The sequence below is a fragment of the Microbacterium sp. A93 genome (assembly GCF_051842835.1).
In genome coordinates, this window is sequence record NZ_JBPXMT010000005.1 from 377,363 (window position 1) to 393,214 (window position 15,852).

A 15,852-nucleotide genomic window follows, 5' to 3' on the forward strand; every position below is an offset into this window, starting at 1 on the left:
GCCTGATGGCATACAGCTGACGTTGATGCCCTCGCCCCCGAACAGGGTGCGAGGGCATCGACGAGCACGCTACGCTTCACTCCGACTCCTCCGCCCGAAACAGGGAGACCATGAGCACGACCGAGCAGGTACAGTCCGCGCGCACCGATCCGCCGGCCCCGATCAACGCCAAGCAGCGCCTGGGTGATCGGGTGTTCTCCGGCACTGCGCTCAGCGCCGGGATCATCATCCTCGGCGTCCTCGCGGCTGTTGCGGCGTTCCTCATCATCCAGAGCATCCCCGCGTTCCAGGGCGACACCAGCGATAACCACATCCTCAAGGGCGAGTCGTTCTGGACGTACGTCTGGCCACTGGTGTTCGGCACACTCTGGGCCGCGTTCATGGCGCTGGTCATCGCCGCCCCGATCTCGATCGGCATCGCGCTGTTCATCTCGCACTACGCGCCCCGTAAGCTCGCCTCGCTCCTCGGCTACATCATCGACCTGCTCGCTGCCGTCCCCTCTGTCGTCTTCGGCCTGTGGGGCGGATTGGTGCTGGCTCCGATGCTGCAGCCGATCTACGCCTGGCTGAGCGAAAACGCGAGCTGGATCCCGTTCTTCCAAGGCCAGGTCTCCTCCACCGGCAAGACGATTCTGACGGCAGCACTGGTGCTCGCCGTGATGTGCATCCCGATCATGACCGCCATCTGCCGGGAAGTCTTCCTGCAGACGCCCACGCTCCACGAAGAGGCGGCGCTCGCGCTCGGTGCCACCCGCTGGGAGATGGTGCGGATGGCCGTTCTCCCCTTCGCCCGCGGCGGCATGGTGTCTGCGGCCATGCTCGCCCTCGGCCGCGCGCTCGGTGAGACGATGGCGGTCACGATGGTGCTCTCCCCCTCGGCTGTTGTCAGCTTCCTGGTGATCACCGCAACGAACCCGACGCCGATCCCCGCGAACATCGCCCTCGCCTTCCCCGAGGCGCATGGCACCGGCGTCAACACACTGGTCGCAACCGGCCTCATCCTCTTCGTCGTGACCTTCGCGGTCAATGCGGTGGCACGCTGGATCGTCGCCCGCCGCGCCGAGTTCTCGGGAGCGAACTGACATGACCCTCACTGCTGCGCCGGGCGTCGCTCTCGCCCCCAACGTCGCTCTCACCTCAGGCAGGCTTCCGAAGTGGGCTCCATGGGCTCTGCTGCTGCTGTCGCTGGTGATCTCCTTCGCTGTGTTTGGCGTTGCGAGCATCGGTGAGAATCTCGCCGACTTCAACATCGTGGGTGCATCGCTCATCGGCATCCTGATCTACATGGTCCTGATCACGGTTCTCTCCATGATCGTGGAAAGCCGCCGCAAGGCAGTCGATCGACTGATGACGGCGCTCGTCGCCACCGCGTTCCTGATCGCCCTGATGCCGCTCGTCTCGCTGCTGTGGACCGTGGTCTCGAACGGACTCAACCGCTTCGATCCCGAGTTCTTCTCGTTCTCGATGCGCAACGTCGTCGGTGAAGGCGGCGGCATCGTGCATGCCATCTGGGGCACGCTGCTGATCACTCTCACCGCCACCGTGATCTCGGTGCCCATCGGTCTGATGACCTCGATCTACCTGGTCGAGTACGGCCGCGGCAAGCTCGCGAAGGGCATCACGTTCTTCGTCGACGTGATGACCGGCATCCCCTCGATCGTCGCGGGCCTGTTCATCTACGCCGTCTTCTCGGTGATCTTCCGCCCTGGAATCTCGATGGGTATCATGGGCGCGCTGTCGCTCGCGGTGCTGATGACGCCGGTGGTCGTGCGAGGGAGCGAAGAACTCCTGAAGATCGTCCCGAACGAGCTGCGCGAGGCCGCCTACGCGCTGGGCGTGCCGAAGTGGCTGACGATCCTCAAGGTCGTGTTGCCCACCTCTATCGCGGGCATCATGACCTCGATCACCCTGGCGATTGCTCGCGTGATCGGCGAGACCGCGCCCCTGCTGCTGACCGCCGGATTCACGATGAGCGTGAATACGAACATCTTCGATGGGCAGATGATGACTCTGCCCGTGTTCGCCTACAACCAGTACATGAACCAGGGCACGAACCCGGATGCCGCGCTCGACCGCGCATGGGCATCCGCTCTCACCCTGATCCTGATCGTCATGGTGTTGAACCTGCTCGCGCGACTCATCGCGAAGTGGTTCGCCCCGAAGACCTCCGGCCGCTGAGCCGTACCCGATATTTAAGGAATCTCACGTGTCCAAGAGCATCGAAGTCAACGACCTCAACGTCTACTACAGCGATTTCCTCGCTGTGGAGGGCGTGTCCCTCGACATTCAGCCGCGTAGCGTGACCGCGTTCATCGGTCCGTCCGGTTGTGGCAAGTCCACGTTCCTGCGCACCCTGAACCGCATGCACGAGGTGATTCCTGGCGCTCGCGTGCAGGGCGAAGTGCTGCTGGACGGCAAGGACCTTTACGGCCCCGGTGTCGACCCTGTGCTTGTTCGTCGGCAGGTGGGTATGGTGTTCCAGCGTCCGAACCCCTTCCCGACGATGTCGATCAAGGAGAACGTGCTCGCGGGCGTCAAGCTGAACAACAAGCGGATGTCCAAGAGCGATCAGGAAGCGTTGGTCGAGAGTGCGCTCACCGGAGCGAACCTCTGGAATGAGGTCAAGGATCGCCTCGACCGGCCAGGCTCCGGCCTCTCGGGTGGCCAGCAGCAGCGTCTGTGCATCGCTCGCGCGATTGCCGTTGAGCCCCAGGTCATCCTGATGGATGAGCCGTGCTCAGCCCTCGACCCGATCTCCACCTATGCGATCGAAGAGCTGATCGGCGAACTGAAGAACCAGTACACCGTCGTCATCGTGACGCACAACATGCAGCAGGCTTCCCGCGTCTCGGATCGGACGGCATTCTTCAACATCGCCGGCACCGGCAAGCCAGGCAAGCTCATCGAGTACGGCGACACGTCGGCGATCTTCACCACCCCGACGGTGCAGGCGACCGAGGACTACGTGTCCGGCCGGTTCGGGTAGGTCCTCTCCGCTCCGTCGGTCCGTGCACAACTTCGGACCCCGACTCCGACACGCCGCGAGATCCCTCGATCTCGCGGCGTGTCGCATTTCCCGTCCGAAGTTGTGCTCGGGCGCACTCATTCTGCACATGCCGGCAGAGTCACGGGTTGTCCCCGATTCGTGGGATCTGCGGCACGGCCGGCACCACGGATGAACCAAGGTGTGACGCATGTGCACTTCGAGCCTTCCACTTGTCTGGACATTCGCAGAGCTTCGCAAGTCGTATTCCCGGCGCAAGATCGCGCAGCTTCGCGCGACCGAACAACTGCAGTCGATTCGCCGTGGTGTCTACGCTGGCACCGCCGCCTGTGACCCCGTTCGAACAGCGGCGGCGCACGGCGGAGGGATCTGCTGTGAGACGGCTGCTCGCCATCTTGGGCTCTGGGTGCTGGAGGATCAAGGCGTACACGTCTGGATGCACGAGAATCGGCACCAGTACACGCACACGGCGGATGATTGTGATTGCATTCCACACTGGGATTCAGGGCCCGCGAGATCTGCATTCGCGACACCGTCAGTCCCGCGAATCCTGCGTCAGATATATGGATGCCGCGGCGCAGAGGCGTTCTTCGTGGCGTTGGAGTCCGCCCGCCGCAAGCGCCTGATCAGCAGCGCGAACCTGACATGGCTCCGACGCAAGGTGGATCGCCGCGGCCAGGATCTCATCGATTTCTCGAGGAGCGATGCGGATAGCGGGCTGGAGTCATTGGTCAGGTTGCGATTACGACACCACGGATGGGATGTCCACACTCAGATGCAGATCGTTGCTACCGGACGAGTGGACCTACTCATCGACGACTGGCTTATCGTCGAAGCAGATGGCAAGGAGAACCACGACGACGAGTCGCATCGACACAAGGACCTCGTCCGAGACGCGAACTCAGCGATCTGGGGCTACATCACCCTACGTTTCGACTACGCGATGATCATCCATGACTGGGAGACGGTCGAAGCGGCGATAGTCGCAGTGATGTCCCTTCGCCCGCGCGACCCGGGCACAACTTCGGATCCCCGGCGCGACATACCGAGGACGACATGACTTTCACGGCGTGTCCGAGTCCGGATCCGAAGTTGTGCACGGATCAGTCGCGCGGGGAGAGGAGGTAGTGGTTCAGATCGGATGTCAGTGCGGGCACTGTGGGGATCGGATGAGCGTCGATGGCGGTGATCGGGGCTGCCAGGCGGAGACTCGACACCAGCCATGCGGCATCCGCGCTGGGCAGATCCGTCGCCGGAATCCGGTCGTACCCCGTCTCGAAGCCGCGTCCCGACAGGTATTCGTAGACGCTCAGCTGCGTGGTGCCGTGCAGGATGCCGCCAGCCGGCGCCGGGGTCACGAAGCGGTCTCCGAAGCGGAGGATCAGCGACGCCGTCGGAGCCTCGAGCACGAAGCCGTCCGTGGACAGGAATATCGCGTCATCCGCCCCTCGCCTGCGTGCCTCGCGCAGCGCCGCCATGTTCACTGCATACGACAGCGTCTTGGCGCCCAGCAGTAGCCACGGTGCACGCTCGGCCACATCGAGGTCATAACCCCGGTCCAGCGTCACGACGCGAACGCCTTCGCCACGCACACGGGAGAAATCGGATGCCGGCGCCGCAGTCACCCACGCCGTCGGAGTCGGACCGTGCTCCACGCCGCGGCTGAGGATCAGTTTGATCACGGCCTCCCCGGGCGAGCACTCCGCAGCGGCCACTGCGACCGCCTGACGCCACTGCTCTTGATGCGGCACCGGAAGGTCGCACAGGTGCGCAGAGTTCGCAAGACGCTCAAGGTGCGCGATGACCTCCTGGGCGTGTCCGTTGATCACGCCGATCGACTCGAACACGCCATCACCGCGCTGCGTACTGAGCTCACCAACGCTGAGAGCGGGGGCTGTGGCATCCACCACGGTGAACGAGTCTGCGTAGTCGGCCCGTTCCTCGTCGGCATGGACGGGATCGATGATCAGGGCGAAGCGCTGGGTCATGAATCGACTCTACGACCAGGATGACGGAGGGAATACCCTCGGCGTCGGGACGTTACAATGGAGTAGCCGGGCCGCATAACCCCGGGCTCCAATTTTTGCCGCTTTGAGCGGCCTCCCGCCGAGAGGCGTTTCTGCGGCCCGGTCTTTCTCTGCCTACGGGCACTCGCCCCTGGCGCTCGCCCCGCAGTCGCTCGCCCATAAGCACTCGCCCCGGCGCGACCGTTCGAATCAGGTCAGGCCGCCCACGCGCCACAGCGCGGCCGCCGCGCTGAGGTCATTCGCATACGTGTGCAGCCGCCGCGCGCGTGCGGTGAGCTCTGTCGCTCGCACCGGCTCGGTCGCCTCGTAGTCATCCGCTGTGTGTGTCGCACCCGACACCTGCACCCGGCAGAAAGCTGCGGCTCGTTCCAATGCAACGGCGAAGTCGCCCTGGAACACGCCCCGCAGAATCGTGTCGATGAGCGCCACGAGCTCTTCCGGGCTCGCCGGCACCGGTGCTCCCGCGACGACAGCATCCGCCGACGCCAGCTCGACCCTGCCGCGCTCGTACAGCAGCGCCGAGGTCTGCGGATCAGTGTGGATCGCAAGCTGCAGCAGATACAGTCGCCACAGCGCGCCGGGCAGCGAGACTGCCGTCGCCGTCGCCCACAGCTCAGCGATGTCGTCGATACCGTGTTCACTGGTGAACGCGATCAGCCGTTTGGCGCTCTTACCGGATTCATCGTCACGAGCCCGCGTCAGTAGAGCGGATGCCGTGGCGTGGGCCACGCGCTGCGCTTCGGCGGAGTCGGATGCGCCGACGAGCTTGTCGAAGGATGCCGATGGTCGGCGAACTGGTCGGTGGAACTGCTCAGGCATCCATCCAGGCTACTCGCGCCTCAGGCTACTCGTGCTCAGGCTGTCGGGATCGCGATGATCGGATCCGTCGTGGGCAGGCCTGTCGGCGATCCGCCGGCTTCTTCCACCGTCACGGCGATGACATCGCCCTCGTGCATCGGTCCGTCGAGCAAGGCGGTTGCAGATCCAGCATCCGTGTTGAATAGCCCAGCAGGCACAGGCTCGTCTCCGCGCACGAACCAGAGCTGATACGACTGTTCCGTGCTGAGCGTCTCGAGACCTTCGGTGACCAGCACTGCATTTCCGACGGACTCCGACCAGTGGGCGGTAGCGAGCACGCCGGATTCCAATTTGACCGTCGCCTGTTGCGCGTCCGAGGCGGATTCGATCTGTTCCAGAGCGACGATGGATGCTGGTGGCGCCAGCTGCGACGACAGATACACCGCCCCGAACCCGATGCCGACGAGAAGCACGACAGACGCGGCGAGCGTGAACATCACGCGCGACCATCGCCGCGGAGCAGGGAGCGCATCCTCAGCCGCAGCCTCAGCCGCATCCGAAACAACCAATTCTGGACGACTCGGTTCGAACGTCTGCTGCGGCGTGGTGGCGATCTGCGCGAGCAGCATGTCGCGAATACCGGCGGGCGGTGCGACGGGCGAAGTGGCATCGGCGAGCATCGCTGCGGTCTCGGCATCCCCTGCCGCGATCGCTGCCCACTCAGGATGCGCGCTGAGGGCGTCCGCATAGCGCTGCTCATCAGCATCCGACAGCGCGTTCAGGGCCTTCCCTGCCGCGAGTTCGGCGAATTCGTTCTCGTTCATGCGTTCACCCCCATTTCGTTCCGAAGTCGTGAAAGTCCGTCTCTTACTCTGGTCTTGACGGTTCCCAGCGGCGCTCCGATGAGCACCGATATCTCGCTCTGACTGTAACCGCCGTAGTACGACAGGACGAGCGCCTCACGCTGCGGGTCAGGCAGCGTCGCAAGTGCTGCGACCACCCGGTCCCCCTCGATGCTCATCTCGACCTGCTCGGCGACGCTGTCGTGCGCCACTCCGATATCGCGGATGCCGACCCGAACGTCGCGATCAGTGCTGGATTGCGACGCTCTGACCCGATCGACTGCCCGACGATGAGCGATCGTGAGGATCCAGGTTCGTCCGTGCCCTTTGTTCGGAGCGAAGCGCGCTGCGGATTGCCAGATCTCCAGGAAGACCTCCTGAAGCACCTCTTCACTCTGCGAGCGATTGACGAGGACGCGCAGGATGAGTCCGAACACGCGAGATGAGAGCAGGTCGTAGAGTTCCGCAAAGGCGGTCTGGTCTCCGCCGGCGACGCGGATGAGGAGGTCGGCGACGGGATCTCCCGCCGTGCCGTCCTCGCGCATATCCACGCCGTCGATGACCATCCCCACAAGCATGCCGTATCTCCTCTTCTCCTCCGAACCACGCGCCGATCAGCACGTCATCCCACATGGTTCATCCGCCACGGCTCATCCGCCACACGGCTCATCCGAATGTGAAGGAGTATGCCTGGATGCCGGTCGGAACCTCCACCGTCAGCTCACCGGTCTCACCGTCGGCGGTCTTCAGAAGCTCATATGACTTCGGTGTGCCGTCGACCGAGATCGTGCGGCTCTCGCCGTTCCGGGTGGTGACGATAATCTCTCCCTCGCCGGCGAGCACCATCCTCACCTCAGCGGCTCGATAGGTCAGACGGATGCTTCCGTCATCGCTTGCTGGAGTCGCGAATTGGGTCGCGATCTCCCACTCCCCCTCAAGGGCGAACGAGTCGGCCGGCTGCTTGGCTGGAAGCGTAAAGGTCGTCGTCCCGGCGCCGTAGGCGTCGCCGCCGCCGTAGTTGATGTCCTTTGAAGAGCCGAGGAACGTTTCGGGCGTCGTCGAACCGAGCTCCGGCGTCGCGTCTGCGACCTCTGTCGGCTCCGGCAGCGTGGCTGCGGGGTCGGCATCCTCGAGCAGGTCGCGGATCATGCTCTCGGTCGCTGCGTAGTTGCCCTCGCCGAACGAAATGTGCCGGACGGTGCCCTCGGCGTCGATGAGGTAATGCGCGGGCCAGTAGCGGTTGCGATAATTCGTCCAGGTCGACAGGTTGTTGTCGAGTGCGACCGGGTAGTCGATGCCGAAGTCCTCGATGCCGGCAGCCACGTTGGCCGCATCTTTCTCGAACGCGTATTCGGGGGAATGGATGCCGATGACCTGCAACCCTGCATCCTTGTACGCCTCGTCCCAGGCGACGACATGTGGGAGGGAGCGCTGGCAATTGATGCACGAGTACGCCCAGAAGTCGATCAGTACGACCTGTCCACGCAGATCCTTCAGGTCGATCGCTTCGCCGCCGGGGGTGTTCAGCCACTCCGCTATGCCGCGAATCGATGGTGCCGTCCCGCAGGACTCGAGCTCTTCGGCTCCGTTGGTGCAGTTGTCGAGCTCGCGGTTCTCGTCGGTGACGAGACCACCGAGGTCGAGCGCATCGGCCTGCTTGTCCGCCAGGTCTTCTTGGATGCCTGCTGTGTAGTCCGGAACCAGCCGCTGCAGCATCTGCGGCACGTTGAAGACGAGCCCGACAGCGAGTGCGATCATCGCGATACCCGCAGCGATGCGTAATCCGCGCTCACGTGTGCGAAATGCGCGAATCCGCTCGACGACACTTCGACCAGCGAGGGCGAAGACAAGAAGGGGGATGGCCACGCCGATGGCGAAGGAGAGCGTGAGAGCCACGGTGCCGAGGCCGATCTGACCGGTGGCGCCTGCCACGATGATCGCCGCGAGCACCGGACCGGCACAGGGGACGAAGACCGCGCCGAGCGCGAGCCCGACGCCAAATCCGCTGCCCTGGTTCTTCACTTCCTTTCGAGACTGAAGACGCTGGAATGGCCTCTCCAGCAGCCGCTCAAGCTTCGGGACGAGCAGCCCGACACCCAGGAGCGCGAGTACGACGATCCCTACCCATCGGATGATGTCCTGCGGGAGGCCCAGGAGTCCGAGGATGAGGGATCCGACCAGAGTGACCAGGCTGAAGCTCAGAACGAGTCCCGCGATAACGAGATACGGACGACTGCGTCGAGCGGGAACCGTATCCCCCTCGCCTTCAAAACGCGCCGACTGTGCGCCTCCAGTGAGGAAGATGACCGGGAGTACCGGCAAGATGCACGGAGAGATCCCCGTGATGAGGCCACCGAGCAGCCCGATGATGATGAGGTCCATTTCCTCGCCTTCCGTTGCGGGTACTTCGGATTGAGCGGCCGAATGGATTGGCTCAAAAGTTTTTCAAGAAAGTTCCCATCCGATGTGGGAGGGGCTCCGAAGAATCATCAACGCCACGGGTAGTCCGTGGCTCCGATTCCCGGAGGTAGACATGTTCAGCACCAAGAAGAAGATCACCGCAGCTCTGTCGCTCGGCTTCGCCAGCGTTCTCGTGCTGTCGGGTTGTTCCATGGGCACCGATACTGCCGACGAGGCAGAGCCCACCACACCTGAGTCTTCAGAGACCACGGAAACGACGCCGGAGGCGATGCCCGAGGCCATGGATCCCGCGGCGAACCTCGTCGGCCCCGGCTGCGAGGCGTACGCAGAAGCTGTCCCGGACGGCGGAGGCTCGATCCAGGGCATGTCTCAGGATCCAGTTGCGGTCGCGGCATCCAACAACCCGCTGCTGACGACGCTCGTCGCCGCAGTGAGCGGACAACTGAACCCTGATGTGAACCTCGTTGACACCCTCAACGGCGACGAGTTCACTGTGTTCGCACCCGTGGATGACGCATTTGCGATGATCGACCCGGCCACCATCGAGGGCCTGAAGACCGACTCGGCCACGCTGTCGTCGATCCTCACGTACCACGTGGTTCCCGGCCAGATCGAGCCTGCGGACATCGCCGGCATGCACACCACAGTTCAGGGTGCAGACCTCGAGGTCACCGGCAGCGGGGACGCGTGGATGGTCAACGACGCCAACGTCATCTGCGGTGGAGTCCAGACCGCGAACGCGACCGTATACCTCATCGACTCGGTTCTGATGCCCCCGGCTGAGTGACCGGACGGATCTGATCGTGCCGGTTCGGGGGAGCAACGGCACAATCGGTAGAAGCGCGGTCGCCGACGACACCATGTCGTCGGCGACCGCGCTTTTGTACGCACTACGCCGCGCTGACTTCAAGGTCCCCGCGGCAAAGCACCGGTGGGAAGTACAGCTAGACTAAATGCGCGGGCCTCTAGCTCAGTTGGCAGAGCATCGGACTTCAACACAATAGGAGCGCCTCGGGGGAAACCTCGGGGATGACACCACTCAAAGTCGGGGAACCCTTCCTGGGAAACCAGTTGGCAATCCCGAGCCAAGCCGGATGAAAGTTCGGAAGGTGTAGAGACTGGACGGGTGGCACCTACAGCGAAAGCTATGGTGAAGGGACAGTCCAGACCACGAACGCCCAGCGGGCGGCGGCGAAAGCCGAAGTGGTATGTTAATCCGCGGGTCATGGGTTCGAGCCCCATGGGGCCCACCGCATCTAAACGTCTGACCTCGACGTTATGGTGTCTGCATGAAGAAATGCGGCACCTGTCAGAAGGTTAAGCCGTTGACCGATTTCAATCGGAAATCCTCACGAGTAGACGGCCGCCAGGAAGTGTGTCGAGACTGCAATCGCGCCTCCGCGCGCGCAGGATGCCTGCGCACTGCCGCACGGTTGGCGCCGCGCACACTCCTCCGGCGGCTCTCAGCCGCGAATTGGGCACGGTGGCCTTCAGCCGCGAATCGGGGGACGAGGCACGCCCACGAGTCGTTCAACGCCGGTGAGCACCGCCTCGACCGCACCACCGGATGCCGCAGCGATCTCTGCGGAGAGCCCCACGACCGCCGCCGGCGGCGCCCATACCTCGAAGCGGGCCGTCGCGCCGTAGACCGGATCACCGAGCACTGCACCGATCCCCTGGACACCATGACCGCGCACCCAATCTCGGAGCAGGTTGTCGAAGCGCCCCGCATCCGCATGATTGACAGAGATCGTGACCTCAGCAAGCACGTGACGGTCGACCAGCGTGGCGAGATTCAACGCTTCAGAGACTGCTGACGAATATGCGCGCACCAGCCCGCCCGCGCCGAGCTTGATGCCGCCGAAGTAGCGCGTGACCACGGCGACGACGTCGGTGAGTTCCCGCCGGCGCAGAACCTCGAGCATCGGAATCCCGGCCGTGCCGGATGGCTCGCCGTCATCCGAGGATCGGGCACGGTCTCCGAGATCACCGGTGACCTGCGCGGAGCAGTTGTGCCGCGCATCCCACGCACGCTTCTTCACCGCGGCGATGACGGCATCCGCGTCTTCTGGCGAGGCAACCGGCGCCACGTGCGTGATGAATCGCGACTTCTTGATCACCAACTCGTGGTCGATCGCGGCGGCGATCGTGGACGGATACGTCGTCATGCCGTCAACTCGGCAAGCTTCCTGGTCGTGCGCAGGTTGCGGGCGGTACCCGCGACTCCCAAAGCCCGATCGAGCACGGATTTGGTGAGCTTCGTAGAGTGGACGCCACTTTCGGCGTAGTTGATCCAGAGATCACGGCCGATGAGTGCGAGCTCCTCCCCCGGCACGAGCCTCCCTTCGAGCGCCGCGATCGCTCCGGGTGCCGGCGCATCCTCCAAAAACATCGCATGGACCAGTTTTTCCGCGCCGCCGCCGAACGGCTGCGCGGCAAGTGACGTCGCCAGCTCGTTGTGCGTGCGGGCGATCACGGGCGTGTCCACACCGAATTCGGTCGCGATCACCTCGCGCACGAGCGAACAGGTGGCTGCAGCATCCACCAGCTCATCGCAGATGATGTTCCCGCTGGCAATGTATGTCGAGACGCCGGTGAGCGAAGTTTCGGAGGCCAACACTTCACGCAACCGTGCCATCGGCACAAGATTGCGACCACCGACGTTCACGGCACGCAGCAGGAGGATACTGCGACTCACGACGAGGTGACCAGCTCTGCACCCGCATGCGCGAGCTCGGCCAGCGCCGCCTCGCTGCTCTCCGCACCCACTCCGGCAATGAGATCGGTCAGCAATCGCACGTGTACGCCGTGCGCGATGGCGTCAAGCGCGGATGCCCGGACGCAATGATCCGTCGCGAGGCCGACCACATCGGCACTGAGCACGCCGTGGCCGCTCAGCACAACGGCCACAGAAGCGCCGTCATCTCCGACGCCCTCGAACATCGAATACGCGGCAACGCCCTGCCCCTTGCGGATGTGGTGCGTGACGGCATCCGTCACGAGCAACGGGTCGTACTCGGCACCGGCGCTGTCCGCGACGCAGTGCAACGGCCAGGTGTCCACGAAGTCGGGCTCGTCGGCGAAGTGCCCACCATTGTCGCTGTCGGCGTCGTGCCAGTCTCGCGACGCCACGATCACCTCATAGTCGCCCGCGTGCGCGGCGAGATAGGCGGTGATGCCGGATGCCACGGCGTCACCTCCCGCGACAGCGAGCGCGCCGCCCTCGGTGAAATCGTTCTGCACGTCGACGATGAGTAGTGCCCTGGTCATACTTCGAGGGTACGCGCTCCGCGTTCTCCGCACATGGAGCGTTCTCGTGACACCTAGTGCTCGCGACACCTGGCAATGCATCGACGAGGCGAGGAGAATCGGCGCCATGGGTGCCATCAAACGTTTCGATCATGTGGGAATCACCGTCGCGGACCTCGACACGGTGACGAAGTTCTTCCTGGATCTAGGCCTAGAGAAACTGGGCGGTCCGGTGCAGATGGAGGGCGAGTTCCTCGACACAGTGTGCGGTATTCCCGAAGCGAGGACAACGATCGTCATGCTGCAGGCACCGGGCGGCGGCACCGGCGTCGAACTTTCGAGCTTCGAACGCCCCGATCCTGAACCCGGTCAGCCGTCGGCGATGGCCAACGAACTCGGCCTGCGCAGCGTCGCCTTCGAGGTCGACGATCTGCCAGCGCTTGTCGCGCGGCTGGACCAGGACGGATACGAACTGATCGGTGGCGTCGGAGAATACGAGCACATCTGGCGGATGGCCTATGTGCGCGGCCCGGAGGGCATCATCGTCGCGCTCGCGGAGCGCATCGGATGAACGGCAAAGCCCCGTGATGTTCTTCACATCACGGGGCTTGTCCTCCTGCGTGGAGCCGCCTGTCAGAATCGAACTGACGACCTTCTCATTACGAGTGAGATGCTCTACCGACTGAGCTAAGGCGGCGTGCGCTACGAGAGCGGCACGATCAACGATATTACCTTGCTCCGACCCTCATCGCGAAATCAGTCGCAGTGCAGGTCTTCCCCGGGAACGACATCATCGAGGAGGAACGCCTCAACGGCCGAGTCGACACAGATGTTGCCCTTGTTGTAGCCGGTGTGCCCCTCGCCCACGCGAGTGATCAGCACGCCCTCTTCGAGCTGCTCAGCAAGTGAGACAGACCACTCGTAGGGGGTCGCCGGGTCGTTGGTCGTGCCGACCACGAGGATCGGCCCCGCACCCTCGGCGTGAATCTCACCGCGCGTTCCGGTCGGCTCATATGGCCAGACGGCGCAGGTGTCTGGGCCGCTCCAGTATGGCGCGATGGTCGGCGCTCCTGCTTCGATCTTCTTCATCGAAGCATCTTCTGCCGCCTGGTCGTTCTCGACCGGATAGTCCATGCAGTTGTAGGCGGTGAACGCCTCGCTGGAGTTGTCGAGGTAGATACCGTCCTCGCGGGCATTGTAGGCATCGGCGAGGTAGAACGCTACGTAAGCATCGCCCTGCAGCACCCCATCGAGCGCCTGCGTGAGGCTGCCCCAGTTGCCCTCCGAATACAGCGTGACGATGATCGCTGTCATGAGCGAGTCGGCACCGAGCATGCGCCCGTCGTCATTCTTGAGCGGGCTGCGATCGACGCTGGCGAGGAGCGCACCAAGATCAGCCATGGCCTCGTCGACGGTGCCGTTGAACGGGCACTCACCGGAATCAAGGCAGTCCTGCATGTAGGCGCGCAGCGCCGACTCGAATCCAAGAGCCTGAGTGGTCCCGACCTCAAGTCCGGAGACGGCGGGATCGATCGCACCGTCAAGCACAAGGCGCCCAGCCTTGTCCGGGTACAGGTTCGCGTAGGTCGCGCCGAGGAACGTGCCGTACGAGTAGCCCAGATAGTTGAGCTGCGCGTCTCCCAGTACTGCGCGAAGCAGATCCATGTCGCGGGCGGAGTTGATCGTCGTGATGAATGGCAGGATGCCATCACTGTTAGCCTCACAAGCGTCGGCGAACGCCTGGTCTGCCTTCGTGAGCTCAGCCTCCCAGGCATCGCTGCCGCGCGGCGCCTCGGGGATGTCATAGAGGTACTTATCCATGTTGCCGGCGTCGAAGCACGTCACGGCCGTGGAATCACCCACGCCGCGCGGGTCGAACCCGATCACGTCGTAGTTGTCGATGAGGTCGGCGCCGACGGCGTAGTCGAGGCTGTTCAGGATGAAGTCCCGCCCGCTGCCGCCGGGGCCGCCGGGATTGGTGAGCAGCGATCCGATCGGCGTGCCCGTGGCCTGGTGGCGCGACACTGAGATCTCGATGTCGCCGTCGCCCGGGTTCTCCCAGTCCAGCGGCGCGGTCACGTACGTGCAGTCGAACCCGACGGGGCCGTCGTCGCACGATGTCCAGTCGAGAGTCTGCTCGTAGAACGGCAGCAGGTCCGCCGCAACACCCTCGGTGTCTGGCGCGTTCGTCTGGGAAGGACGCGGCGCGGCCTCCTCAGGGATCACCGAATACAGGCATCCGCTCAGTGCCACAGCTGCCGCGGCAAGCCCCGCCGTCATCACGGCGAGACGTCGCAGGCGAGAAGTCGGTCGAGTGTTCACGGTTTCCTCCCGCTCGCGACAGTCACGAGCAAACTTTCCAGGGCGAGAGTCGGGGCGACGTTACGCTCCAGCGACTCTCTCGTCTCAGCGAGATGGTCAAGAACGACCAGCGTACGTTCCACCGGCCATGCTGTGGCCAACGCACTCAGATCATCATACAATTCACGGTTTATGAGGTCGTCGCCGCGGCCGAACTGCAGCATGACGACGTCACGGAACATCGACTGTAAATCGGTGAGCACGCGGTCGATGCCATCGCGGAGGCTACGCGTCGCGCGTTTCTTCTGGTCGTCTTCCAGCGCGGAGATCTGAGCGCGCAGCGCCGGCGGCACCGCCTGCCCTTCTCCGACTCCGACCATTCGCAGCAGCGACGCACGTTCGGCGGCATCCCGCTCAGCGGTGAGCGTCTTGGCGTCCTCTGTGGCGGCCTGGATGATCTCGCCCGCGACTTCCACGGCGCTGCCCACACCTCGCACCCCGAGCACGGAGCGCAGCGTCGTGTCGCGCCTGCGGCGAGCAGCCTCATCCGTCGCCAGTCGCTGCGCCATGCCGATGTGGCGTTGCGCGTGCCGGGCGGCCTGCTCTGCGATCGCTTCATCGGCGCCGGTGCGCTGCACGATCAGCCGTGTGACGTCGGCGACATCTGGCTCACGCAATCGCAGCGTCCGCACTCTCGAGCGGATCGTCGGCAGGAGATCTGCTTCGCTGGGCGCGCAGAGAATCCACACGGTGTTCTCCGGCGGCTCTTCAAGCGCCTTCAGCAGAACGTTGGAGGTGCGCTCGACCATGCGATCGGCGTCTTCGACAACGAGAACCCGATAGCGCCCGGCCGATGGGGCGAAGTAGGAACGCTCGACGAGCGCACGCGCCTCTTTGATCGTGATGATGACCTTGTCGGTGCGCAGCGCCGTGACATCGGGATGCGTGCCGGCGAGCACCTGCCGCATGGTGTGCTCGTCGTCTGGTGTGTCGGCGACGAGTGCCGCGGCGAAGGCGTACGCGAGCGTTGATCGCCCCGACCCTGGCGGGCCCGTGATCAGCCAGGCGTGCGAAAGCGCAGCGGGATCGGATGCCGCGGTGCGCAGTGCATCGACGGCGTCGTCCTGGCCCCAAATGTCCGTCCACGGGAACGGCGCGAGGGCTACGGATGGCATGGACTCAGCCTAACTGGAGTGTCCGACAGCGCCCG

Annotated in this window: 16 protein-coding genes and 1 tRNA gene; 6 read left to right on the top strand and 11 right to left on the bottom strand. The window is 64.2% G+C overall.

What is annotated here, in order from left to right:
- Positions 1-110: 110 nt before the first annotated feature.
- From pstC to ACSU1G_RS15270, 4 genes are all read left to right on the top strand, one after another.
- Positions 111-1,082: a phosphate ABC transporter permease subunit PstC gene (pstC, locus tag ACSU1G_RS15255; protein WP_439280807.1), complete on the top strand. Its 972-nt coding sequence runs from the start codon at positions 111-113 to the stop codon at positions 1,080-1,082.
- Between the two features lies 1 nt (position 1,083).
- Positions 1,084-2,178 carry a phosphate ABC transporter permease PstA gene (pstA, locus tag ACSU1G_RS15260; RefSeq protein WP_439280808.1) on the top strand — a complete coding sequence of 365 codons (1,095 nt, stop codon included), beginning with the start codon at positions 1,084-1,086 and terminating at the stop codon, positions 2,176-2,178.
- A 28-nt stretch (positions 2,179-2,206) separates the two neighbouring features.
- The gene (gene pstB / locus ACSU1G_RS15265) at positions 2,207-2,986 is read left to right on the top strand and encodes a phosphate ABC transporter ATP-binding protein PstB (RefSeq protein WP_439280809.1); all 780 of its coding nucleotides are present in this window, start codon (positions 2,207-2,209) and stop codon (positions 2,984-2,986) included.
- A gap of 610 nt (positions 2,987-3,596) precedes the next feature.
- On the top strand, positions 3,597-4,064 hold the full coding sequence (locus ACSU1G_RS15270) for an endonuclease domain-containing protein (protein ID WP_439280810.1): 468 nt from the start codon (positions 3,597-3,599) through the stop codon (positions 4,062-4,064).
- 43 nt (positions 4,065-4,107) lie between these two features.
- Here ACSU1G_RS15270 and ACSU1G_RS15275 read toward each other — a convergent pair whose 3' ends face one another.
- From ACSU1G_RS15275 to ACSU1G_RS15295, 5 genes are all read right to left on the bottom strand, one after another.
- Positions 4,108-4,992: an aminodeoxychorismate lyase gene (locus ACSU1G_RS15275; RefSeq protein WP_439280811.1), complete on the bottom strand. Its 885-nt coding sequence runs from the start codon at positions 4,990-4,992 to the stop codon at positions 4,108-4,110.
- A gap of 228 nt (positions 4,993-5,220) precedes the next feature.
- On the bottom strand, positions 5,221-5,850 hold the full coding sequence (locus ACSU1G_RS15280) for a DNA-directed RNA polymerase subunit beta (protein ID WP_439280812.1): 630 nt from the start codon (positions 5,848-5,850) through the stop codon (positions 5,221-5,223).
- A 35-nt stretch (positions 5,851-5,885) separates the two neighbouring features.
- On the bottom strand, positions 5,886-6,653 hold the full coding sequence (locus ACSU1G_RS15285; RefSeq protein ID WP_439280813.1) for an anti-sigma factor: 768 nt from the start codon (positions 6,651-6,653) through the stop codon (positions 5,886-5,888).
- Positions 6,650-7,249, bottom strand: a complete 600-nt coding sequence (gene sigK / locus ACSU1G_RS15290; RefSeq protein WP_439280814.1) for an ECF RNA polymerase sigma factor SigK — start codon at positions 7,247-7,249, stop codon at positions 6,650-6,652. Before sigK ends, ACSU1G_RS15285 begins: the two co-directional genes overlap by 4 nt.
- Positions 7,250-7,337: 88 nt before the next feature.
- Positions 7,338-9,053 (bottom strand): cytochrome c biogenesis protein DipZ, encoded by a 1,716-nt coding sequence (locus ACSU1G_RS15295; protein WP_439280815.1) that lies wholly within the window; start codon positions 9,051-9,053, stop codon positions 7,338-7,340.
- 151 nt (positions 9,054-9,204) lie between these two features.
- Between ACSU1G_RS15295 and ACSU1G_RS15300 the strand changes: the two genes are divergently transcribed.
- Entirely contained in the window at positions 9,205-9,879 is a 675-nt protein-coding gene (locus tag ACSU1G_RS15300) for a fasciclin domain-containing protein (protein ID WP_439280816.1), read from the top strand.
- A gap of 703 nt (positions 9,880-10,582) precedes the next feature.
- On the opposite strand, the gene ACSU1G_RS15305 is transcribed toward ACSU1G_RS15300, so the two are convergent.
- Genes ACSU1G_RS15305 through ACSU1G_RS15315 form a run of 3 tightly spaced genes read right to left on the bottom strand, consistent with a single transcriptional unit; the run spans position 10,583 to position 12,362 of the window.
- Entirely contained in the window at positions 10,583-11,260 is a 678-nt protein-coding gene (locus tag ACSU1G_RS15305; protein ID WP_439280817.1) for an IMPACT family protein, read from the bottom strand.
- Positions 11,257-11,790, bottom strand: a complete 534-nt coding sequence (locus ACSU1G_RS15310) for a DUF1697 domain-containing protein (protein ID WP_439280818.1) — start codon at positions 11,788-11,790, stop codon at positions 11,257-11,259. Before ACSU1G_RS15310 ends, ACSU1G_RS15305 begins: the two co-directional genes overlap by 4 nt.
- Positions 11,787-12,362, bottom strand: a complete 576-nt coding sequence (locus ACSU1G_RS15315) for an isochorismatase family protein (RefSeq protein WP_439280819.1) — start codon at positions 12,360-12,362, stop codon at positions 11,787-11,789. Before ACSU1G_RS15315 ends, ACSU1G_RS15310 begins: the two co-directional genes overlap by 4 nt.
- Positions 12,363-12,468: 106 nt before the next feature.
- Between ACSU1G_RS15315 and ACSU1G_RS15320 the strand changes: the two genes are divergently transcribed.
- Positions 12,469-12,912 (top strand): VOC family protein, encoded by a 444-nt coding sequence (locus ACSU1G_RS15320; RefSeq protein ID WP_439280820.1) that lies wholly within the window; start codon positions 12,469-12,471, stop codon positions 12,910-12,912.
- A 50-nt stretch (positions 12,913-12,962) separates the two neighbouring features.
- Here ACSU1G_RS15320 and ACSU1G_RS15325 read toward each other — a convergent pair.
- From ACSU1G_RS15325 to ACSU1G_RS15335, 3 genes are all read right to left on the bottom strand, one after another.
- Positions 12,963-13,038, bottom strand: a tRNA-Thr gene (locus ACSU1G_RS15325).
- A gap of 59 nt (positions 13,039-13,097) precedes the next feature.
- Positions 13,098-14,621, bottom strand: coding sequence for an alpha/beta hydrolase (locus ACSU1G_RS15330; RefSeq protein WP_439280892.1), 1,524 nt, complete (start codon positions 14,619-14,621; stop codon positions 13,098-13,100).
- A 38-nt stretch (positions 14,622-14,659) separates the two neighbouring features.
- Entirely contained in the window at positions 14,660-15,817 is a 1,158-nt protein-coding gene (locus ACSU1G_RS15335) for a DNA polymerase III subunit delta' (protein WP_439280821.1), read from the bottom strand.
- Between the last annotated feature and the right edge of the window lie 35 nt (positions 15,818-15,852).

Excerpts from the sequence above, each read along its gene's own strand:
- ACSU1G_RS15305 (WP_439280817.1), bottom strand. The coding sequence starts at position 11,260 with ATGACGACGTATCCGTCCACGATCGCCGCCGCGATCGACCACGAGTTG.
- sigK (WP_439280814.1), bottom strand. The coding sequence starts at position 7,249 with ATGCTTGTGGGGATGGTCATCGACGGCGTGGATATGCGCGAGGACGGC.
- ACSU1G_RS15275 (WP_439280811.1), bottom strand. The coding sequence starts at position 4,992 with ATGACCCAGCGCTTCGCCCTGATCATCGATCCCGTCCATGCCGACGAG.
- ACSU1G_RS15300 (WP_439280816.1), top strand. The coding sequence starts at position 9,205 with ATGTTCAGCACCAAGAAGAAGATCACCGCAGCTCTGTCGCTCGGCTTC.
- ACSU1G_RS15320 (WP_439280820.1), top strand. The coding sequence starts at position 12,469 with ATGGGTGCCATCAAACGTTTCGATCATGTGGGAATCACCGTCGCGGAC.
- ACSU1G_RS15285 (WP_439280813.1), bottom strand. The coding sequence starts at position 6,653 with ATGAACGAGAACGAATTCGCCGAACTCGCGGCAGGGAAGGCCCTGAAC.
- ACSU1G_RS15295 (WP_439280815.1), bottom strand. The coding sequence starts at position 9,053 with ATGGACCTCATCATCATCGGGCTGCTCGGTGGCCTCATCACGGGGATC.
- ACSU1G_RS15330 (WP_439280892.1), bottom strand. The coding sequence starts at position 14,621 with ATGACGGCGGGGCTTGCCGCGGCAGCTGTGGCACTGAGCGGATGCCTG.
- pstC (WP_439280807.1), top strand. The coding sequence starts at position 111 with ATGAGCACGACCGAGCAGGTACAGTCCGCGCGCACCGATCCGCCGGCC.
- ACSU1G_RS15315 (WP_439280819.1), bottom strand. The coding sequence starts at position 12,362 with ATGACCAGGGCACTACTCATCGTCGACGTGCAGAACGATTTCACCGAG.
- ACSU1G_RS15335 (WP_439280821.1), bottom strand. The coding sequence starts at position 15,817 with ATGCCATCCGTAGCCCTCGCGCCGTTCCCGTGGACGGACATTTGGGGC.
- ACSU1G_RS15280 (WP_439280812.1), bottom strand. The coding sequence starts at position 5,850 with ATGCCTGAGCAGTTCCACCGACCAGTTCGCCGACCATCGGCATCCTTC.
- pstA (WP_439280808.1), top strand. The coding sequence starts at position 1,084 with ATGACCCTCACTGCTGCGCCGGGCGTCGCTCTCGCCCCCAACGTCGCT.